The 16,285-nt window shown below is 72.3% G+C and carries 14 protein-coding genes; 1 reads left to right on the plus strand and 13 read right to left on the minus strand.

Annotated features, from left to right (window positions below):
* Window positions 1-17 precede the first annotated feature (17 nt).
* From ABD954_RS19985 to ABD954_RS20040, 12 genes are all read right to left on the minus strand, one after another.
* Complete coding sequence (locus ABD954_RS19985) at window positions 18-2,030, minus strand: SDR family oxidoreductase (RefSeq protein WP_345487410.1); 2,013 nt, start codon at window positions 2,028-2,030, stop codon at window positions 18-20.
* Window positions 2,030-3,508 carry an FAD-dependent monooxygenase gene (locus ABD954_RS19990; RefSeq protein ID WP_345487411.1) on the minus strand — a complete coding sequence of 493 codons (1,479 nt, stop codon included), beginning with the start codon at window positions 3,506-3,508 and terminating at the stop codon, window positions 2,030-2,032. Before ABD954_RS19990 ends, ABD954_RS19985 begins: the two co-directional genes overlap by 1 nt.
* A complete protein-coding gene (locus tag ABD954_RS19995) occupies window positions 3,463-4,389 on the minus strand; it encodes a 4'-phosphopantetheinyl transferase family protein (protein ID WP_345487412.1) in 927 nt (308 codons plus the stop codon). The genes ABD954_RS19990 and ABD954_RS19995 overlap by 46 nt, the downstream gene beginning before the upstream one ends.
* Complete coding sequence (locus ABD954_RS20000; RefSeq protein WP_345487413.1) at window positions 4,370-5,311, minus strand: aromatase/cyclase; 942 nt, start codon at window positions 5,309-5,311, stop codon at window positions 4,370-4,372. The genes ABD954_RS19995 and ABD954_RS20000 overlap by 20 nt, the downstream gene beginning before the upstream one ends.
* A gap of 20 nt (window positions 5,312-5,331) precedes the next feature.
* A complete protein-coding gene (gene fabG / locus ABD954_RS20005; RefSeq protein ID WP_345487415.1) occupies window positions 5,332-6,117 on the minus strand; it encodes a 3-oxoacyl-ACP reductase FabG in 786 nt (261 codons plus the stop codon).
* Between the two features lie 137 nt (window positions 6,118-6,254).
* The gene (locus tag ABD954_RS20010; RefSeq protein WP_345487417.1) at window positions 6,255-6,518 is read right to left on the minus strand and encodes an acyl carrier protein; all 264 of its coding nucleotides are present in this window, start codon (window positions 6,516-6,518) and stop codon (window positions 6,255-6,257) included.
* 62 nt (window positions 6,519-6,580) lie between these two features.
* Window positions 6,581-7,795, minus strand: coding sequence for a ketosynthase chain-length factor (locus ABD954_RS20015; RefSeq protein ID WP_345487419.1), 1,215 nt, complete (start codon window positions 7,793-7,795; stop codon window positions 6,581-6,583).
* Window positions 7,792-9,063 (minus strand): beta-ketoacyl-[acyl-carrier-protein] synthase family protein, encoded by a 1,272-nt coding sequence (locus ABD954_RS20020; protein WP_345487421.1) that lies wholly within the window; start codon window positions 9,061-9,063, stop codon window positions 7,792-7,794. The genes ABD954_RS20015 and ABD954_RS20020 overlap by 4 nt, the downstream gene beginning before the upstream one ends.
* Entirely contained in the window at window positions 9,060-9,389 is a 330-nt protein-coding gene (locus ABD954_RS20025) for a TcmI family type II polyketide cyclase (RefSeq protein WP_345487423.1), read from the minus strand. The genes ABD954_RS20020 and ABD954_RS20025 overlap by 4 nt, the downstream gene beginning before the upstream one ends.
* A 249-nt stretch (window positions 9,390-9,638) precedes the next feature.
* Window positions 9,639-11,213: an acyl-CoA carboxylase subunit beta gene (locus tag ABD954_RS20030; protein ID WP_345487425.1), complete on the minus strand. Its 1,575-nt coding sequence runs from the start codon at window positions 11,211-11,213 to the stop codon at window positions 9,639-9,641.
* Between the two features lie 51 nt (window positions 11,214-11,264).
* Complete coding sequence (locus ABD954_RS20035; RefSeq protein ID WP_345487427.1) at window positions 11,265-11,924, minus strand: TetR/AcrR family transcriptional regulator; 660 nt, start codon at window positions 11,922-11,924, stop codon at window positions 11,265-11,267.
* On the minus strand, window positions 11,921-13,216 hold the full coding sequence (locus ABD954_RS20040; protein ID WP_345487428.1) for an MFS transporter: 1,296 nt from the start codon (window positions 13,214-13,216) through the stop codon (window positions 11,921-11,923). Before ABD954_RS20040 ends, ABD954_RS20035 begins: the two co-directional genes overlap by 4 nt.
* A gap of 311 nt (window positions 13,217-13,527) precedes the next feature.
* Here ABD954_RS20040 and ABD954_RS20045 point away from each other — a divergent pair, with 311 nt between their 5' ends.
* Complete coding sequence (locus ABD954_RS20045) at window positions 13,528-14,439, plus strand: hypothetical protein (RefSeq protein ID WP_345487430.1); 912 nt, start codon at window positions 13,528-13,530, stop codon at window positions 14,437-14,439.
* Window positions 14,440-14,518: 79 nt separating this feature from the next.
* On the opposite strand, the gene ABD954_RS20050 is transcribed toward ABD954_RS20045, so the two are convergent.
* Complete coding sequence (locus ABD954_RS20050; RefSeq protein ID WP_345487432.1) at window positions 14,519-16,273, minus strand: acetyl/propionyl/methylcrotonyl-CoA carboxylase subunit alpha; 1,755 nt, start codon at window positions 16,271-16,273, stop codon at window positions 14,519-14,521.
* Window positions 16,274-16,285 lie beyond the last annotated feature (12 nt).

Genomic DNA, 16,285 nt, shown 5'->3' on the forward strand with positions numbered 1-16,285 from the left:
GGCGGGACGGCCGCGGGTCAGCCGAGGAGGGTGCCGCCGGTGGCGTCGATGAAGGCGCCGGTGATCCAGCGGGCCTCGTCGGTGGTCAGGAAGGTGATGACGTCGGCGACGTCACCGGCCTCGCCGACCCGGTTGAAGGCCGAGAACTTCGCCATCGCCTCGACCGCCTGCGGGTTGTCGAAGATCGGGCCGCCGTTGTTGGTGATGCCGGGCGCCACGCTGTTGATGGTGATGCCGCGCGGGGCGAGGATGCGGGCCAGCTGGAAGGTGAGCTGTTCGATCGCGCCCTTGGTCATGGCGTAGGCGACCTGGTCGGGCACGGAGGTGCGGGTGACGCCGGTGGTGAGGTTGACGATCCGGCCGCCGCTGGGCATCTGCCCGAGGGCCCGCTGCACGATGAAGTACGGCGCCTTCGCGTTGACGGCGAAGTAGTGGTCGAACTCCTCGGGCGTGAGGTCCTCCGGCGCCGAACCCGTCGACGTGACCGCCGCGTTGTTGACCAGGATGTCCAGGCGGGTGTCGCCGGTGCGCTCCTTCAGGCCGCGCTCCAGGCCGAGGAACAGCTCGTGCACGTCGCCGGGCACGCCCAGTTCGGCGCGGACGGTGAAGGCGCTGCCGCCCTCCTTCTCGATGAGCTCGACGGTGTCGTTCGCCGCCTGCTCGTTGGCGGTGTAGTGCACGGCGACGAGCGCGCCCTCGCGGGCGAGCCGGATGGCGGTCGCCCTGCCGATGCCGCGACTCGAACCGGTCACGAGGGCCGTCTTGTCGGTGAGCCTGTCCACGGTTGACCTTCCGGGTTGGTGGATGTGCGGGGGGTGCGGCGCCGGACGCGCGGCCGGCCGGGTCGGCGCGGGCGCCGCCGGGCGGGGCCGTTCCGTGACGTCGAGGCCGCTGATCATGCGGGCGAGGTGGCGGCGCACCGGGGCCTGTCCGAGCAGTTCGCCGAAGACGTCGCGCAGCGCGACGACCTCCTGTGTGCCGAACAGCAGCCGGGCCTGCGCCTCGATGTTGGCCAGCGTGCGCGCCCCGACCGGATGCCGTTCGGCGTGGTAGGTGTCGAGCAGCTCGGGCCGGTCCGCGCCGGTGACGACCCGGGCCAGCTTCCAGCCCAGGTTCGCCGCGTCCTGGAGGCCCAGGTTGACCGCCTGCCCGCCGACCGGCATCTGGCTGTGCGCGGCGTCGCCGGCAAGCAGCAGCCGGCCGCGCCGGTAGGCGGTGACCTGCCGCGAGACGGTCCCGAAGCGGTTGAGCCAGCGCGGCTCGCCGTGCCCGATGTCCTCGCCGGTCACGGCGGCCCAGGCGGACACCACCTGCGCGAAGGTGACCTCGCCGGCCGGCTGCTCGCCGAAGCGGTGGACCATCAGCCGGGTGGTGCCGTCGGGCCTGCGGTACGCGGTGGCGATGCCGCCGTCGAAGCGCTGGAGGCGCCGGTTGGCGATCTCGATGCCGGCGACGTCGGCGCGCAGCATCACCTTGTCGGCGTCGTGACCGGCGGTCTCGAAGCCGCCGAGCGCGCGCACGGTGCTGTGCTCGCCGTCGCAGCCGACGACATAGCGGGCGTCGATCGCGTACGAGCCGGCGCGGGCGCCGCCGCCGGGGCCGCGCACCTCGACGCGCACCCCCTCGCCGGTGTCCCGCAGCCCGGTCACGGTGTGACCGCGCCGGATCTCGGCGCCCAGGTCGAGCGCGTACGCCTGGAGTTCGGTCTCCAGGTGGTACTGGAGGCACTCCCACTGCCCGGCGTACGGATGGTCCGGGTCGGCCTCGGCCAGGTCGAGGCGCAGGCCGCCGAAGTGGCCGGGGCCGACCGGCGGGAGTTCGCCGAGCCGCGGCAGGAAACCGCGGTCGGCGAAGATCTCCATGGTCCGCGCGTGCAGGATCGACGCCCTGGACTCGCCGGTCGGCTCCGTCAGCTTCTCCACGACGACGACGTCGGCGCCGCCGGCCCGCAGTTCGGCCGCCAGGAAGAGACCGACGGGCCCGGCGCCGACGACCACGACATCGGTGCGGGTGGCAGACGTGCGGGCCATCACCGCTGACCGAGCGCCGGCCCGAACCAGCGGGCCAGCGCGCCGCTCAGGCCGAGGTGGCTGCCCGGCGCGGCCCAGGCGACATAGCCGTCGGGGCGCAGCAGCACCGCCGAGGCGCCCGCGAGCGGGCTGTCGGCGGGAACGTCGCCGGGCGTGGCGGTCACGATGTCGACGCGGTCCCGCCAGGGCTGCGCGCGGCGCCGCAGCACGGCCGTGTCGTCGAGGTCGAGGAGCACCCCGCGGCCGGTGCGCAGCAGCTCGGTGCTGCTGGTGGCGCGGCCCTCCACCGTCAGCGGCAGGTGCGGAAGGCGCCGCCCGAGCAGCGGGCTGGACCCGCCGCCCATGTCGTAGCGGATGTCGAGCCCGCTGACCTTGGCGGCCAGGTGCCGGGACACGCCGGGGATCCGGACCAGCTCGGCCAGGACGTCCCGCAGCGGCACCGACTCCTCGCCGCCGAGGATCAGCAGGCTCTGCGCCCGGGTGTTGGCGAGCAGCCCGCGGCCCACCTCGTGCCGCTCGGAGTGGTAGGTGTCGAGCAGCTCCTCCGGCGCGTCGCCGCGCAGCACGGCGGCCAGCTTCCAGCCCAGGTTGTGGGAGTCCTGGACGCTGGTGTTCATGCCCTGGCCGCCCGCGGGCAGGTGCACGTGCGCGGAGTCGCCGGCCAGCAGGACGCGGCCCCGGCGGTATTCGGTGACCTGCCGGGAGGCGTTGCCGAAGGCGCTGACCCACACCGGCTCGGCGTGGCCGATGTCGATGCCGGTGAGCCGCTTCCACACGTCGGCGACCTCGGCGAACTCCGGCGGGCCGGTGCGCTTGCGCGGGGGCACCCCGTGCTCGCCGACGATGATCCGGTGGATGCCGCCGGGCAGCTTGGCGACCATCACGAAGCCGCCGTCGGTGTGCTGGCCGGTCATCCGCGGCTCCAGGTCGACCCCGCGCAGGTCGGCCAGGAGCATCTCGGTGGTGGCGGCCGTGCCGGGGAAGTCGAACCCGGCCTGCTTGCGGACGGTGCTGCGGCCGCCGTCGCAGCCGACGAGGTAGCGGGCCCGCAGCCGGTCCTCGCCGTCCTCGTGGCGCACGGTGACCGTGACGCCGTCGCCGGTCTCCTCGTACGAGACGAACGCGTGCCCACGGCGGATGTCGGCGCCGAGCTCGGTCGCCCACGCCTCCAGGGCCTCCTCGGTCACCGACTGCGGCACCGTCTTGGCCGCCTCGTGGAAGGCGCCGAGCACGCCCATGTCCAGCGGGATGCCGCCGAAGTGGCCCATGCCGCTGGTCTCGTAGTCGCCGAGCCGGCGCAGCAGTCCGCGCTGGTCGAAGACCTCCATCGTGCCGATGGTCAGACCGATGCCCCGGGACTCCCCGGTGCGCCCGGCATGCCGTTCGAGCACCGTGACGTCGATCCCCGCCAGGCGCAGTTCCCCGGCGAGCATCAGCCCGGCGGGTCCCGCTCCAACAACGACCACCGAAGCGTCCATGAACTTCTCCTTCTCAAAGCCAGTAGCGGAGCCGCGGACAGCGGCAGGCCCGCCGCGCCGTCGAACAGGCAGGCCGCGGGCAGCGAGCGCAGCGTGACGACCGGCTCCGCGGGGGCGGCCAGCGCGGCGGCGGCGGCGTGGTGCGGCCCGGCCGGCACGTTGCGCACGATCCAGCCGGGCGGGCCGGGCGGGGCGTCGGCGTCCGTCCCGAGGCCCAGGTAGTCGAGGGCGGGGCTGCGGCCGAGGCCGGTGCCCAGGCCCTTCAGATACGCCTCCTTGCGGGTCCACAGCTCCGCGAACGCGTCGGGCCGGCCGGCCTCGGGAAGGGCCAGGAGCTCCCGCCACTCCGCCGGATGCAGCGCGGGCCCGCACACCTCCACCGCCCCGGCCGTCGGGGTGCGCTGCACGTCCACGCCGACGACCGTGGCCGCCGTGCCGATCAGGACGAGCCCGTGGCTGTGCGAGAGCGAGAAGTGGACCGGCAGCGGCGGGTCGCGCAGCACGGGCCGGGTCGTGCGGTGCGGGCGCGCCGGGCCGGGCTCCCGGCCCAGGCGCAGCCGCTCGGGCGGGCAGCCCGTGGCGTCGCTGAGGATCCGGCGCAGCGCGATGTGCGCCGACAGGTACTGCACCCGGTCCCGGGGCCGTACGAACAGCTCCGCCCGCCGCAGCTCCGCGGCGTCCAGCTCGCGCACCGCGAGCCGGGCCGCCGCCGGGCTGTCCGCCGACGGCGGGCGCAGCAGCCACAGCGAGAGGCGTGGCCGCTCGCCCGGGACCGTGATCAGCGGCTGCCCGGCCGCGCGCGGCCCGGACGCGCCGGCCGGGGACGGACGCGGTCCGGACTCACGGGGTGGACCGCCGGGTTCAGCGCCGGGCCTCGGCATGGGCCTTGGCGTGGCCCAGCGTGGCCTTGCTGTTGGTGCTGAGCGCGGTGTGCACGTACTCCCGGGCGTCGGCGACGGTGGCGTCCGCGCCGAGGATGCGGGCGATGTTCTCGGTGTTGATGGTCACCGTGTGCTGCGAGGACGCCGTGACGCCGGTGGCGGTCTCGGTGAACGTCCAGTAGCCGGTGTGCAGGGTCATCAGCGCCGGCAGCGTCACCTGCTTGTAGGCGATCTTGTGGTGCGGGAAGGTCACCCGGTACGACTTCGTGGTGTGCACGGAGCCGTCCTTGGCGCGGGTGTCCATCTCCAGCGTCTGCAGGCCCGGGGAGTCCTCGTCGAGGCGGACGGTGGCCACGTGCGGAAGCCGCTCGGACCAGAGGTTCGCCTCGTTGATGAAGTCGTAGACGTCCTTGGCGGAGCCGGCGATCTCCACGGAGTCCTCGAAGGAGAACGTCAGCTCGGCCTCGGTCTCGGCGTGGACGCGCTCGACGTTCTCGCGCAGTGCGGCCAGCTCGGAGCGCGAGTTGCGGTCGACGGCCTCGTCGATCCACTTCAGGCTCTCCGGGTCGTCGTCGATCGCCCGGTAGTCGTGCAGCAGCCGGATCCGCGACTCGGTCGCGGAGACCGGCTCGATGATCCAGGTGCCGCCCATGGCCGCCACCGGCGGGGTGGGGATCTCCTGGCGGAAGGTGATCCGCAGGTTCTCCGGGTCCAGGGTGCGGTGGGACGTCCAGTTCTTCGGCTCGCCGTTGGCGGTGGCCCAGATCTGGATGCGCTCCTCGCGCTCGCCGCGCTCCACGTGCTCGACGTGGATGGTGGGCGGGAAGATCCGCGGCCAGTTCTCCACCTCGGCGATGAGCCGGAACACCGTCTCGGCCGGCGCGGCCGCGGTGATCTCGTGCTCGACCTCACGGATGGTCATGGTCAGCTCTCCTTGGGGCTCTAGAAGTTGCCGAGTCCGCCGCAGACGTTCAGCGCCTGCGCGGTGATGGACGCCGCCGTGTCGGAGGCGAGGTAGCCGACCAGACCCGCGACCTCCTCCGGCGTCGAGTAGCGGCCGAGCGGGATCTTGGCCTGGAACTTCTCGAGGATGGCGTCCTCGGTGGTGTCGTAGGCGGCGGCGTAGCCCTGGCGCACGCGCTGGGCCATCGGCGTCTCCACGTAGCCGGGGCAGACCGCGTTCACGGTGATGCCGGTGGGCGCGAGCTCGTTGCCCAGCGCCTTGGTGAAGCCGACGACGCCGTGCTTGGACGCCGAGTACGGGGCGCCCAGGACGACGCCCTGCTTGCCGGCGGTGGAGGCGATGTTGATGATCCGGCCGCGGTCCTTGTGGCGCATGCCGCCGGTGTTGAGCACCTCGCGGGTCAGCCGGAAGACGCTGTTGAGGTTGGTGTCGATGACGTCGTCCCACAGTTCGTCGGCGATGTCGGCGGTGACACCGCCGCCGCTGCGGCCGGCGTTGTTGACGAGCACGTCGACGGTGCCGAAGGTGTCGACGGCGGCCTGCACGAAGTCCCGCACGCTGTCGGAGGACCGGACGTCCAGGGTGGTGCCGTCCACCTCCAGGCCCTCGGCCTGGAGCTCCTTGACGGTGGCGGCGACGTTGTCGGCGCTGCGGGCGCCGATGAAGACCCGGTGGCCCTGCTCGGCCAGGAGCCGGGCGGCGGCCAGGCCGATGCCGCTGGTCGCTCCGGTGACCAGGGCGACCCGCTTGTGCTGATCTGACATGGGTGGCGTCTCCAGTGGGAGGGAAAAGGGCCCGCCGGGCGGTGCGAGGAGGCACCGCCCGGCGGCGAGTGGGCGTGGGGGGTGTGGGGGGTGTCGCGCGGAGGGGGGACGGGGACGGCGGGGCGGCCCCGGAGCGGTCAGACCAGGGCGGCGAGGCCGCTGTTGACCGCGTCGATCAGCATGCGCGGGGTGTTCGCGATGCTCAGGATGTCCTCGTCGAGGGAGATGCCGTACTCGCGCTCTATGCGGCCGCCGGTCTCCAGGAGGGCCAGCGACTCGTAGCCCAGCTCCTCGAAGTCGGTGTCGAGGATGTCACCGTCGAGGTTGTACGAGTCGTCGGCGCCCGCCGCCTCGATCAGGATGCGGCGGAGGTCGTCGAAGGTGAAAGCCTGCTCGGCCATGGTGGTTCCTTTCCGGGTCGTGCCCGTTCGGCGTGATGGCGGTACGGGGCGGTGTGCGGGTGTCAGTCGGCGGAGCGCACGACGAGCGCGGAGTTGAAGCCGCCCAGGCCGCGGGCGAGCACCAGCGCGGTGCGCACCTCGTGCGTCCGCGGGTGGCCGACGACCAGGTCGAGGCCGTAGGCGTCGGACGGCCGGGTGTTCATGGTCGGCGGGATCAGGCCCTCCTCCATCGCGAGGAAGACCGTCGCCAGGTCCAGCGCGCCGGCGGCCGAGTACAGGGCACCGGTCGTCGTCTTGGGGACGGTGACGGGCACCTGCTCGCGGCCGAAGACCGCGTTCAGCGCCTCGGCCTCCACGCGGTCGAGCTCGGGGACGGCCGCGCCGTCCGCGAAGACCACGTCCACGTCACGGGCGCTCACCCCGGCGTCGGCCAGCGCGGTCTCGATCGCCTGGCGCAGGGCCGGCGGCCGGCCGCTGCCCGGCTTCGGGTCGAAGGTCGCGCCGTAGCCGGCGATCTCCCCGTACACCTTGGCGCCGCGCGCCCGGGCGACGTCCTCGCGCTCCATGATGAGGATGGCGCCGCCCTCGCCCGGGACGTGGCCCGAGGCCCGCTCGTCGAAGGGCAGGAAGGCGGCCGCCGGGTCGTCCTGCGTGGTGACCCGGCCGCTGGTCAGCTGCGCCACCCAGCCCCACGGGCACAGGGACGCGTCGACCGAGCCGGTGACGACCAGCGGGGTGCCCTTGCGGACCTGGCGGCGGGCCTGCGCGACGGAGTCCAGACCGCCGGCCTGCTCGCTGACGACGACGCCGCTCGGGCCCTTCATGCCGTGCCGGATGGAGATCTGGCCGCTGTTGACGGCGTAGAACCAGGCGAACGACTGGTACGCGGACACGTACTCGCTGCCCTGGCTCCACAGCCGCTCCAGCTCGCGCTGGCCGAACTCGAAGCCGCCGGACGCGCTGGAGGTGACCACGCCCATGTCGAAGGCGGGCAGCTCCTTGGGGTTCACGCCGGCGTCCTCGAGCGCCCAGTCCGCGGCGACCAGCGCGAGGCGGGTCATCCGGTCGGTCTGCGGCAGCAGCTTGCTCGGCAGGTGCTCGGACGCCTCGAACCCGTGGATCTCACCGGCGAGCCGCGCCGGGTACTGCGACGGGTCGAAGCGGGTGATGCGGCCGATGCCGCTCTTGCCCACGCGGGCGGCCTGCCAGTACTCCTCGGCGCCGAGCCCGTTGGGCGCGACGACGCCGAGACCGGTCACCACTACAGAGGCGCTCATGCCGCGGTCCTTTCCGGCCGGGCCAGGACCATCGCGCTCTGGAAGCCTCCAAAGCCACTGCCGACGGTCAGCACGGCGTCCGTCTGGTGCTCCCGCGCGGTGACGGGCACATAGTCGAGATCGCATTCGGGGTCGGGGGTGTGGAGGTTCGCCGTCGGCGGCACCACGTTGTGCGTCATCGCCAGCGTCGACGCGGCGATCTCGATGGCGCCGATCGCGCCGAGGGAGTGGCCGACCATCGACTTGATGGAGCTCACCGGGGTGGCGTACGCGTGGTCGCCGAGGCTCTTCTTGAACGCGGCCGTCTCGTGGCGGTCGTTCTGCTTGGTGCCCGAGCCGTGCGCGTTGATGTAGTCGATCTCGTCGCCGTTCATCCTCGCCTCGTCGAGCGCGACGCGGATGGCCTCGGCCATCTCGGCGCCGTCGGGGCGCAGACCGGTCATGTGGTACGCGTTGGAGCGGGTCGCGTAGCCGGCGATCTCCGCGTAGATGCGGGCGCCGCGGCGGCGGGCGCTCTCCAGCTCCTCCAGCACGAAGAAGGCGGTGCCCTCGCCGAGGACGAAGCCGTTGCGGGTGCCGTCGAACGGGCGCGAGGCGCGCTCCGGCTCGTCGTACCGCGGGGTGGTGGCGCGGATCGCGTCGAAGCACGCCATCGTGATCGGCGAGATCGGGGCGTCGGTGGCGCCGGCGACCAGCACGTCGAGGGAGCCCTCGCGGATCAGCTCGACGGCGTAGCCGATGGAGTCGATGCCCGAGGTGCAGCCGGTGGAGACCACGGCGTTGGCGCCCTCGGCGCCCACGGCCCAGGCCACCTCGGCGGCGAAGGAGCTGGGCACCAGGTGGTTGTAGAGGTGCGGGACCGCGTACGTGTGGTCGACCAGGTTCAGCCGGCCGCCGTCGCTGACGACCCGGTACTCCTGGTCGAGGCCCATCGTGGCGCCGACGGCCGTGCCGACGGTGACGCCGACGCGGTGCGGGGCGTGCTCGGCGAGGTCGATGCCGCTGTCGGCGACGGCGCCGCGGGCGGCGACCACGGCGAACTGGCCGGCCCGGTCCATGCGCCGGATCTCCTGCGGGCTGAGCCCGTGCGCCTCGGCGTCGAAGTCGATCTCGGCCGCCACCCGGGAACGGAACGGCGACGGGTCGAAGAAGGTGATGCCGCGGGTCGCCGTGCGGCCCTCGCTCAGCAGCGACCAGAAGGCGTCACGGCCCACGCCGCCGGGGGCCAGGACCTCCAGGCCCGTGATGACTACGCGTCGGCCGCTCACTGCGTGCCCTCCCAGTGGTAGAAGCGGGTCGCCATGGCGTCCGCGGGCGAGCGCCAGGTCGCCGGGTCGTACGCCTCGATGAACGGCTTCAGGTCTTCGCTGATCCGCACGAAGCGCGGGTCGTGCTTCGCCTCCTCGATCTGCTTGCCGCCCTGGTCGGTGTCGAAGTCCTGGAGGTGGAAGTAGAGGCCGCGGTAGTGGAAGAGCTGGCGCCGGCGCGTGCCCATCCGGTGCGGCATCTCGGTGGCATCGAACGCGCGGAAGAGATCGGCCACGTTGCCGCTCGATCCGGGCTCCATCCGTGCCACGATCAGATTGCTGTGCATACGATTCTTCTCCAAGTGGAAAGCCGTACGGCGGACTGGAGTTTCACGTCACGTCGACGGTTCGACAGCAAGAGGGCCGGAACCGGACGGAGTCAAAAAAAGAGGGCGCTTTGACAAAGCGCCGGACTCTGACATCTATGTTCTTCGGTGACACCCCCTCGTTCAAGGGGAGTCATGTCAAATCTCCGTGCAGGAACTACAGGAATTGCACGGGCCAAGGCGTGACTGTGGGTTACGTCACGTGCCGGCTCACTGCGGGGCGTTGCCGTGCTTGCGCGAGGGCAGGTCCGCGTGCTTGGCGCGCAGCATCGCGAGGGACCGGATCAGCACCGAGCGGGTCTCCCGCGGGTCGATGACGTCGTCGATCAGCCCGCGCTCGGCCGCGTAGTAGGGGTGCATCAGCTCGTTCTTGTACTCCTCGATGCGCTGCCTGCGCACGGCCTCCGGGTCCTCGGCGGCGTTGATCTCCCGCCGGAAGATGACGTTGGCCGCGCCCTCGGCGCCCATCACCGCGATCTCGTTGGTCGGCCACGCCAGCGCCAGGTCCGCGCCGATCGAGCGCGAGTCCATGACGATGTACGCGCCGCCGTAGGCCTTGCGCAGCACCAGCGAGATCCGCGGCACGGTCGCGTTGCAGTAGGCGTACAGGAGCTTGGCCCCGCGCCGGATGATGCCGTTGTGCTCCTGGTCCACGCCCGGCAGGAAGCCGGGCACGTCGACCAGGGTGATCAGCGGGATGTTGAAGGCGTCGCAGAACTGCACGAACCGCGCGCCCTTCTCCGAGGCGTTGATGTCGAGCACACCGGCCATGGAGGCCGGCTGGTTGGCGACGATGCCGACCACGTGCCCGTCGAGCCGGGCGAAGGCGCAGACGATGTTCGTCGCCCAGGCCGGGTGCACCTCGAAGTAGTCGCCGTCGTCGACGACCTCCTCGATCACCTTGCGGATGTCGTACGCCTGCCCGGCGCCGGACGGCACCAGGTCGAGCAGCGCGTCGTTGATCCGGTCGACCGGGTCGCCGGAGCGCTCCACCGGCGACAGCTCGCGGTTGTTGGCGGGCAGCAGCGAGAGCAGGTAGCGGACGTCCTCGATGCACTCCTCCTCGGTGTCGTACGCGAAGTGCGACACGCCCGAGGTGGCCGAGTGGACGTCGGCGCCACCCAGCCCGTTCTGCGAGATCTCCTCGCCGGTGACCGCCTTGACGACGTCCGGACCGGTGATGAACATCTGCGAGGTCTCGCGGACCATGAACACGAAGTCCGTGAGCGCGGGGGAGTAGGCGGCGCCGCCCGCGCACGGGCCGAGCATCACCGAGATCTGCGGGATCACCCCGGAGGAGCGGGTGTTGCGCTGGAAGATGCCCCCGTAGCCGGCGAGCGCGGTGACGCCCTCCTGGATGCGGGCGCCCGCCCCGTCGTTGAGCGAGACCAGCGGGGCGCCGGCCGCCTCGGCCAGGTCCATGATCTTGTGGATCTTCTGCGCGTGGGCCTCGCCGAGCGCACCGCCGAAGATCCGGAAGTCATGGGCGTAGACGAAGACGGTGCGGCCGTGGACGGTGCCCCAGCCGGTGACGACGCCGTCGCTGTACGGCTTCTTGTCCTCCAGCCCGAAGCCGCTGGCCCGGTGCCGCCGCAGCGGCTCGACCTCGTTGAACGAGCCCTTGTCCAGGAGCAGGGCGATCCGCTCCTGCGCGGTCAGCTTGCCCTTGCTGTGCTGGCGTTCGGTGGCCGCCGGGTCGGGGCCCTGCCGCGCGCTCTCCTTGATCTCGGCCAGCTCGTCGATCCGGGCCTGGATCGAGTCCTGCGGTGTGCCTGCTGTGGCCATGGTGTTCCCCACCTCCATGGGTCGCGGTTCGTGGGTCGTGTGGTGCGTGGATCAGCGGTCGGCGCCCGGCCGGTACAGCCGGATGAAGTCGGCGACACCGGCGCTGATCACCGCGTCGCGCTCGAAGTCCGACAGCGGCACGGCGCCGTGGAAGGACCGCTGGACGACACCGCCCGCGACCAGCTGGACGAAGCGCTCGGCGGCGTGCTCCGGGTCCTCGAAGGAGAGCAGCCCCTGCTCGGCGACGCGGGCGAGCCGGCGGGCCAGCTCGCGGTTGGCCTGCCGCGGACCGGCGGTCCGCCACATCTCGACCACCCCGGCCGGCCACGTCGCGATCTCGGCGCCCAGGTGCCGCACGATCGCGAAGTGCTCCGGGAAGGCGGCCAGCGGCGTCAGCCAGGCGCGGCCCAGCTCCGTCAGGTCCTTCTCCAGGTCGGTGATCTCCGACAGGTGCTCCTCGGCGATGACGGTCAGCGAGGCGGCGACCGACGCGGCGCCCTCCAGGAGGACGGCGAGCAGCAGCCGCTCCTTGTCCTTGAAGTAGTGCGTGACGGTGGCCTCGTCGAGCCCGCACTCCACGGCGACGTCCAGGACGCCGGTGTGGGTCCAGCCCTCGCGGGCGAAGACGGCACGGGCCGCCTGGACGATGTCCCTGCGCTCCTCCGCCGAGCCGGCCTGGACGGGGGCGCTCGTTGCCTGCTGGATGGTCATGGTGTGTTCCTCCGTGTGAGGTGCGGATCTATGGCGTGCGGGTCTTCCCGGGCGTACGGGACCGAGGACGCCCCGGGCCGGTGCCCTCCGGTCCGCAGGTGCGCGGCCAGCACGGCGAGGGCGGCCAGGAGCGTGGCGCCGCCGCCCGCCAGGAGCCCGGCGCGGGCGCCGTACCGCTCGCTGAGGGCGCCGATCAGGAGGGCGCCCAGGGGAGTGGTCCCCTGGAAGACGAGCGTGTAGAGGGCCATCACCCGTCCCCGGTAGGCGGGGTCGGTGCCCAGCTGGATGCGGTGGTTGGCCGCCTGGGCGAAGTAGAGCGAGCCGAATCCGGTGCACAGCAGCAGCACCGCGGCCCAGGCGTAGGTGGGGGCGAGCCCGGCCGCGCACTGGAGGATCCCGGCGGCGAGGGCGGAGCCGATGACGACACCGGCCGCGGGCCGGCCGCGGCGGCGCGTGGTGACGAACGCCGCGAGCAGCGAACCGGCCGCGAAGGCCGTGGTGAGCAGCCCGAAGGCGGCGGCGTCCGCGTGGAACTCGGTCTTGGCGAGCAGCGGCAGGGTGAGCTGGAAGTTGAAGCCCAGCATGCCGACGACGGCCACGAGGACCATCGGGAGCAGCAGGTCGCGGCGGGTCGCCATGTGCCGTACGCCGTCCATGACGGGCGCCCGCGCGGGCCGCCGCTTCGAGCGGTGCAGCTCCCCGGGACGCATCGCGCGCAGGGCGGCGACGGTCGCCAGGTAGCTGACCGCGTTGAGCAGCATCACGGTCGCGGTGCCGAACCAGCCGATCAGCAGGCCCGCCAGCGCCGGCCCGGCGACCCGCGCCACGTTGAAGTACGCGGCGCTGAGCGCCGAGGCGTTGGGCAGCAGGTCGGCGCCGACGAGCTCGCTGACGAAGGACATCCGGGTGGGCACCTCGACCGCGTTGACGATGCCGAGTGCGAGGGCGAAGAGGCAGACGTGCCACAGTCCGGCCGCGCCGGTGAGCACGAGGACTCCGAGGAGGAGCGCCAGGACGCCCGACACGAGGTTGGCGGCCATCAGCAGCCGGCGCTTGTCGTGGCGGTCGGCGAGCCCGCCCGCGTAGAGGGTGAGCAGCAGCAGCGGCGCGAACTGCAGGGCGGTCACGACGCCCAGGGCGGTCCCGGAGTCGCCGGTCAGAAAGAGCACGAGCCAGTCCTGGGCGACGACCATCATCCAGGTGCCGGCGACGGAGACGAGCTGTCCCGCCGCGAAGAGCCGGAAGTTGCGGACGGACAGGGACTGGAGCGTGCCCGCGAGAGGTGATCTCATCTCTTCCTTGGCTTCAGGAGAATACGGGCGCACGGCAAGGGAATCTGCCCTATAGCTTCTTCGGCCCCGGTCCCGCGGTCAATCATTCCCATGTCAGATCCAGGTCAAGGCATGTCAGGAATGGCCGGTTCCGTAGGAGGGTGTGAATTCGTGTCAGAGCAGCGAAAAGACATGGGTGGTATTCATCGAATTCCGTCACGTACTACAGGTGACATTCCCCGGCCCTTGCGGCCCCGATAATCGCGGAAATACGGTTCCCGGGTCCGTGGGCGCCTCCGACCGGAGGTCGCCGAGACTCAGGGGGTAATCGAATGTCCGTGGTGACGACCGTCTGCGCAGGAGCGGGCTGTGTCCGGCGCGAAGCCGCCGGACGGGCCAGACGCCCGGCCGCGGCCGCCAGCCGCCTCTGCCTGGACTGCCACGAGCGTCTGGTGCGGGACCTGAACCGGCTGCCGGAGCTGTACGAGGAGTGCGCCCGGCACCTCGACGGCAGCGGCGGGGACCGCGGCCTGGAGAAGACCTCGGGCGGCCCGTTGCCCGGGATGCCCTTCAACCTGCGCGCGGCGGACGTGCGCACCTCCATCCTGGCGGTGCTCAGCGGCTGGGCCGGCCTGGTCCTGGAGGAGCGGGGCCTCGCCGGCCCGCGGCGCGCCGTCGGCCCGCTGGTCCACTTCCTGACCCGGCACGGCAGCTGGCTCGCGGCGCACGACGCCGCGGGCGAGGTGTCCGCCGAGGTCGCCCAGCTGGTCCGCAGGGCGCTCGGCGTGATCGACCCGGCGACCAGCCGGCGCATCGCGGTGGGCGAGTGCGTCGAGCCCGGCTGCTCGGGCGCGCTCACCGCGGTCGTACGGCCCCGCCAGCCGCAGCTGCCCGCCACGATCACCTGTGGCGCCGACTCCTCCCACCACTGGGTCGGCCACGAGTGGCTCCAGCTCAGCCGCCGCATCGGCGCGGCGACGGCGGGCGCGAGCCGGGCGGACGAGGAGGGCGGCGGCACCGGGACGGCGGCCGTTCCCGCGCGGACGGGCACGGTCACGGACCTGGACGCGGAGGTGCGCTGGATGACCGCCGCGGACATCGCCCGGCTGTGGGACATGCCGCCGGGCAGCGTCTACCGCCACGCCAGCACGCAGAAGTGGCGCCGCCGCAGCCGCAACGGCCGGACCTACTACCACGCCGGCGACGTCTACGAGACGCTGCACCGGCGCGACGAGGCGGCGTAGGCACCACCCGTCGGCCCGGTCCGACGGCCACGAGGGCTCCTGGCATCGCCAGGAGCCCTCGTGCGTGGTGCGGTCTGCATCAGTCCTTGATCTCGCAGATGGCGGCGCCGGAGGTGAGGGAGGCGCCGACCTCGGCGGTGAGGCCCTTGACGGTGCCGGACTTGTGGGCGTTGAGGGGCTGTTCCATCTTCATGGCTTCGAGGACGACGATGAGGTCGCCCTCCTTGACCTCCTGGCCCTCCTCGACCGCGATCTTGACGATCGTGCCCTGCATCGGGGAGGCGAGGGTGTCGCCGGAGGCGGTCGGGCCGGACTTCTTGGCCGCCCGTCGCTTCGGCTTGGCACCGGCGGCCAGGCCCGTGCGCGCGAGGGTCATGCCGAGCGACGACGGCAGGGAGACCTCGAGTCGCTTGCCTCCGACCTCGACGACGATGGTCTCGCGGCCGGTTTCGTCTTCGTCGGTGTCGCCGGCTGCGGGGGTGAAGGGCTTGATGTCGTTGGTGAACTCGGTCTCGATCCAGCGGGTGTGGACGCGGAACGGGTCGGCGGTGAAGGCGGGGTCGGTGACGACGGCCTGGTGGAAGGGGATGGCGGTGGCCATGCCTTCGACCTTGAACTCGGCGAGGGCGCGGGCGGCGCGCTGGAGGGCCTGTTCGCGGGTGGCGCCGGTGATGACGAGTTTGGCGAGGAGGGAGTCCCAGGCGGGGCCGATGACGCTGCCGGATTCGACGCCGGCGTCGAGGCGGACGCCGGGGCCGGTGGGCGGGGTGAAGGTGGTGACGGTGCCGGGGGCGGGGAGGAAGTTGCGGCCGGGGTCTTCGCCGTTGATGCGGAACTCGAAGGAGTGGCCGCGGATTTCGGGGTCGTCGTAGCCGAGTTCCTCGCCGTCGGCGATGCGGAACATCTCGCGGACGAGGTCGATGCCGGTGACTTCTTCGGTGACGGGGTGTTCGACCTGGAGGCGGGTGTTGACCTCGAGGAAGGAGATGGTGCCGTCGGTGCCGACGAGGAATTCGACGGTGCCGGCGCCGACGTAGCCGGCTTCCTTGAGGATCGCCTTGGAGGCGCGGTACAGCTCCGCGTTCTGTGCTTCGGTGAGGAAGGGGGCGGGGGCTTCCTCGACGAGCTTTTGGTGGCGGCGCTGGAGGGAGCAGTCGCGGGTGGAGACGACGACGACGTTGCCGTGGGTGTCGGCGAGGCACTGGGTTTCGACGTGGCGGGGCTTGTCGAGGTAGCGCTCGACGAAGCATTCGCCGCGGCCGAAGGCGGCGACGGCTTCGCGGACGGCGGAGTCGTAGAGTTCGGGCACTTCTTCGAGGGTGCGGGCGACCTTCAGGCCGCGGCCGCCGCCGCCGAAGGCGGCCTTGATCGCGATGGGCAGGCCGTGCTGCTGGGCGAAGGCGACGACCTCGTCGGCGCCGGAGACGGGGTCGGGGGTGCCGGCGACGAGCGGGGCGCCGGCGCGCTGGGCGATGTGACGGGCGGCGACCTTGTCGCCGAGGTCGCGGATGGCCTGCGGGGGCGGGCCGATCCAGATCAGTCCGGCGTCCAGGACGGCCTGGGCGAACTCGGCGTTCTCGGAGAGGAACCCGTAACCGGGGTGCACCGCGTCCGCACCCGAGTCCTTCGCCGCCGACAGCACCTTGTCGACATCCAGATAGCTGGTGGCCGGGGTGTCGCCACCGAGCGCGAACGCCTCGTCCGCGGCCCGGACGTGCAGGGCGTCCCGGTCCGGGTCCGCGTAGACGGCCACACTCGCGATCCCGGCGTCCCGGCACGCACGGGCCACCCGGACAGCGATTTCGCCACGGTTGGCGATGAGCACCTTGCGCACGATGCCTCACTT

This window comes from Streptomyces roseoviridis, from assembly GCF_039535235.1.
Classification (GTDB): domain Bacteria; phylum Actinomycetota; class Actinomycetes; order Streptomycetales; family Streptomycetaceae; genus Streptomyces; species Streptomyces roseoviridis.